The organism is Lysobacter sp. 1R34A (assembly GCF_051217035.1).
Classification (GTDB): domain Bacteria; phylum Pseudomonadota; class Gammaproteobacteria; order Xanthomonadales; family Xanthomonadaceae; genus Lysobacter.
Genome location: NZ_JBPKJP010000184.1, coordinates 1 through 3,027 on the forward strand (window position 1 = coordinate 1; position 3,027 = coordinate 3,027).

A 3,027-nucleotide genomic window follows, 5' to 3' on the forward strand; every position below is an offset into this window, starting at 1 on the left:
TTCCGGGGCGCCGCCGTCGGGGCGCTCGTAGGAGGCGCGGAACTTGGCGAGCAGCGGCAGGCCCAGGGCCTGGGCCAGGCGATCGGTTTCGCTGGTGCCGTAGGCCAGGGCCACCGGCAGCACGCCGGCGGCGCGCAGGCCGTCGAGCAAGGCCTGGGCGGTGCCGGCGTCCGGCGTCTGGCTGAGACCCCCGAAGTCGATCACCACCGCGGCCCGGCCGAACATGTTCGGGGCGCGCTGGACCCGGCTGCGCATCTCCTCGACCAGGCGTTCGACGTCGAGGGTGCGGATGCGCAGGTTGGCGATGCCGACCTGGCCGATCTTGAGTTCGCCGGCCTGTTCGTAATCCACGGCCACGTTCACAGGCCGGTCCCGGTCGGGCGCGGCGCCTGGGCGGCGAACGGGGCGTGCCGGACCGGCACCCGCGGGCGGGCCAGCCAACTGGCCTCGGGCAGGGCGTCGCCATAGGTCTCGCGGACCCAGGCATAGCTGCACAGCGGTTTCATCAGCATGGCCGCGCGCACGCCAGCCTCTTCCATGACGTGCTGGCCGACTTCGCGGAAGCCGAAACTGCCATGGAACAGCAGCGCCGGGTCGTTGCCGCCTTCGAGGAAGACCTCGCAGGCGAGCTGCGGATAGCGCAGTTCGGCGTAGCTCTGGGCGTCGGCGTAGAAGGCGCGGCCGACACCGCCGCCGCGGCGCCGGCTGGCGACGACGATGCGGTCGATATAGAAGAAGTCCGGATAACGCTCGCGAAACCAGCGGAAATTGCTGCTGTCGTGGTCGCTGCTGGCACCTACGCCGATCAGGAATCCGGCCAGGGTGCCGTCACGTTCGGCGACGCGAAAATATTCGGCGGTGTCGAAAAAATGACGCAGACGGGCCGCATCCAGCGGCAGGATCGCGGGTCCGGCGGCATTGTTGAGGGCAAGGACGGAATCCAGCTCGTGCTCTCGCACGTCGCGGACAACGATCGACATTCCACGCTCCAAGTATTCAAAAGCCGGCACGCGTTCCGTGCCGGCGTCCCGATTATCGCATGGCGGTCGCTCCGGGGGCGAACGCCAAGTGCATGACTTCTGGACGGCTCCGGCGCGTGCCCCATACCGTTAGCATGCATTCATGCTGGCCCGCCTGACCCCCACCCAATTGATGCGCTTCGCGGGGCTGTTCACCTGGGCCATGGCCGGGTGCTGGCTGGTGACCGTGTGGCTGGAGCCCGAGGCGGTGTCGACGCTGCCCGGCAGCGGCGAGCATCCCTTCTTCCTGCTGGTCCTGCGCTGGCTGGCGGTCTACCTGACCTTCGGCGTGGTCTATTGGTGGGCCAGCCGCGGCCTGGGCCAGCGCCGGCCGGGGCCGGCCGACCATGCCCTGCTGCTGGTCCTGACCTGCTGCGCCATCGGCGCGGGCTATTACTCCAACAGCGGCATCGGCAGCATCCTGCTGATGGTCGTGGCCGGGCTGCTGCCGTGGCTGTTGCCGCTGCGGATCGGCGTGGCCTGGCTGATCCTGAGCAATCTGTCGATCATTCCGGTATTCGTGATCGCGATCCACTACCCGCTGCTGGTGGCGGTGGTGCAGTCGGTGGCCTACGCCGGGTTTTCCAGCCTGGTGTTCGTCAGTTCGCTGGTGGCGATGCAGCAGGCCCAGGCGCGCGAGGACCAGCGCCGGCTCAACGCCGAACTGCGCGCGACCCGCGCCCTGCTGGCCGAAAGCGCGCGCATCAACGAGCGCACCCGGATCTCGCGCGAGCTGCACGACCTGCTGGGTCATCACCTGACCGCGCTGAGCCTGAACCTGGAAGTCGCAGGCCACCTCTCGGAAGGGCGGGTCAAGGAGCACGTCCAGCAGGCGCATACTCTGGCCAGGTTGCTGCTGACCGACGTGCGCGAGGCGGTGAGCCAGCTGCGCGAGAACGGCGCGATCGACCTGGCCCTGGCCCTGCGCCCGCTGGCCGAAAACGTTCCGGCGCTGGATATCCGCATGGACATCGAGACGCCGCTGACCCTCGACGACCCGGAGCGCGCCCACGTGCTGCTGCGCTGCACCCAGGAAATCATCACCAACACCGTGCGCCATGCCGGCGCCGAACACCTGTGGATCGACGTGCGCCGCAACGACGGCCACATCGTCATGAGCGCGCGCGACGACGGCCGCGGCGCCGACCACCTGGTCACCGGCAACGGCCTGCGCGGCATGCGCGAGCGCCTGCAGCAATACGGCGGCCTGCTCAGCATCGAAACCCGTGCGGATGCCGGCTTCTGCCTGCAACTGACTCTGCCCGCCACCGCGGCCATCATGGCCCGCGAAGGAGCTTTGACATGATTCCCAACCCCATCCGCGTGCTGCTGGTCGACGACCAGACCCTGGTCCGCCAGGGCGTGCGCTCGCTGCTGGCCCTGGCCGACGGCATCGAGGTCGTGGCCGAGGCCGGCGACGGCCGCCAGGCCGTCGAGATCATCCCGACCGTGCGCCCGGACGTGGTCCTGATGGACATGCGCATGCCGGTGATGTCGGGCCTGGAAGCGCTGCAGGCCCTGGCGCGCTCGGGCTACCTGCCGCCGACCATCATCCTGACCACCTTCGACGACGACCAACTGGTCCTGGCCGGGCTCAAGGCCGGCGCCAAGGGCTACCTGCTCAAGGACGTATCGCTGGAGCAACTCGTCGGCGCGATCCAGGCGGTGGCCGACGGCGGTTCGCTGGTTCAGCCGGCGGTAACCCAGCGCCTGCTGTCGGGCCTGGAACACATGCGCAACGATTTCGTCAGCCTGGATCGGCCCGACCCGCTGACCGAGCGCGAGACCGAGATCCTGCGCCTGATGGCCGGCGGCTTCTCCAACAAGGAAATCGCCAACTCGCTGGGCGTGGCCGAAGGCACGATCAAGAACCACGTGTCCAACATCCTGTCCAAGCTCGGCGTGCGCGACCGCACCCGCGCCGTGCTCAAGGCCTTCGAGCTGCAACTGGTCTGAGCATCGGCCGGCGCCGAGGCCCGCGCGGACGCCGCGCGCGCGGGCGTTCGGC

Annotated in this window: 3 protein-coding genes and 1 pseudogene; 2 read left to right on the plus strand and 2 right to left on the minus strand. The window is 69.2% G+C overall.

The annotated features are described in order from the left end of the window. Window positions 1-357 (minus strand): annotated as a pseudogene (minC, locus tag ACSAMQ_RS20280) (septum site-determining protein MinC); the annotation flags it as partial. Between the two features lie 2 nt (window positions 358-359). Continuing rightward, a complete protein-coding gene (locus ACSAMQ_RS20285; RefSeq protein WP_435397387.1) occupies window positions 360-980 on the minus strand; it encodes a GNAT family N-acetyltransferase in 621 nt (206 codons plus the stop codon). A gap of 142 nt (window positions 981-1,122) precedes the next feature. Between ACSAMQ_RS20285 and ACSAMQ_RS20290 the strand changes: the two genes are divergently transcribed. Then, entirely contained in the window at window positions 1,123-2,325 is a 1,203-nt protein-coding gene (locus ACSAMQ_RS20290) for a sensor histidine kinase (RefSeq protein WP_435397388.1), read from the plus strand. After that, entirely contained in the window at window positions 2,322-2,975 is a 654-nt protein-coding gene (locus ACSAMQ_RS20295; RefSeq protein WP_057918692.1) for a response regulator, read from the plus strand. Before ACSAMQ_RS20290 ends, ACSAMQ_RS20295 begins: the two co-directional genes overlap by 4 nt. Window positions 2,976-3,027: the final 52 nt, after the last annotated feature.

What these genes read in the sequence shown, in the direction of transcription:
- ACSAMQ_RS20290 (WP_435397388.1), top strand. Translation starts at nt 1,123, where the DNA reads ATGCTGGCCCGCCTGACCCCCACCCAATTGATGCGCTTCGCGGGGCTG.
- ACSAMQ_RS20285 (WP_435397387.1), bottom strand. Translation starts at nt 980, where the DNA reads ATGTCGATCGTTGTCCGCGACGTGCGAGAGCACGAGCTGGATTCCGTC.
- ACSAMQ_RS20295 (WP_057918692.1), top strand. Translation starts at nt 2,322, where the DNA reads ATGATTCCCAACCCCATCCGCGTGCTGCTGGTCGACGACCAGACCCTG.